General features: G+C 65.5%; 1 protein-coding gene. It reads right to left on the bottom strand.

Features of this window, described 5'->3' with window-relative positions:
* A partial coding sequence (locus B3520_RS07740; RefSeq protein WP_286875815.1) for an RNA polymerase sigma factor occupies positions 1 to 481 on the bottom strand: 481 nt, incomplete at its 3' end.
* Between the last annotated feature and the right edge of the window lie 64 nt (positions 482 to 545).

Genomic DNA, 545 nt, shown 5'->3' with positions numbered 1-545 from the left:
CCTCGGCCACCTCTTCCTGCGTGAGCTCTTCCTCCAGGCTCAGGCGCAGGGCCCACTGTTGGGGCTGGCTCAATCGGGCCATGGCCGCTTCCAGGTCGCGCCGGGCGTCCAGGGAGCCGGCATGCCCCGCCTGCACCTGATGACTGTCCAGCTCAGGCGTGGCGTCCTCCAGGTCAACCTTGGTCCAGCGCTCCCGCGCCAGCCGCTTCTGGCTGGCCGCCAGATTGAACGCAATGCGATACAGCCAGGTGGAAAAACGCGCTTCGCCCCGAAAGCTGTGCAGCGAGCGGTAGACCTTGATGAACACCTCTTGAGCCAGATCGTCGGCCGCGGCCTCGTCTCCATTGCACAGGCGCCGGGCCCAACGGCGTACCGGCGACTGATAGCGCAGGACCAACTGCCGGAAGGCGTGCTGGTCCTGCTGGGTCATGACGCGGGCAATCAGGCCCGCGTCAGACAGAGGCTCAGGATTAGGGATCATTACTGCGCCTGACGCTCAGCGAGTTTCCAGATCAGGATCTTGGCCAGGCCCATGCCCACCAGGA

Origin of the sequence: Marinimicrobium sp. UBA4509 (assembly GCF_002388575.1) — a bacterium.
GTDB classification, from domain to species: Bacteria; Pseudomonadota; Gammaproteobacteria; order Pseudomonadales; family Cellvibrionaceae; genus Marinimicrobium; species Marinimicrobium koreense.
The sequence above is the reverse complement of the archived record's forward strand: the minus strand, read 5'-3'. Positions and strand labels throughout refer to the sequence as shown.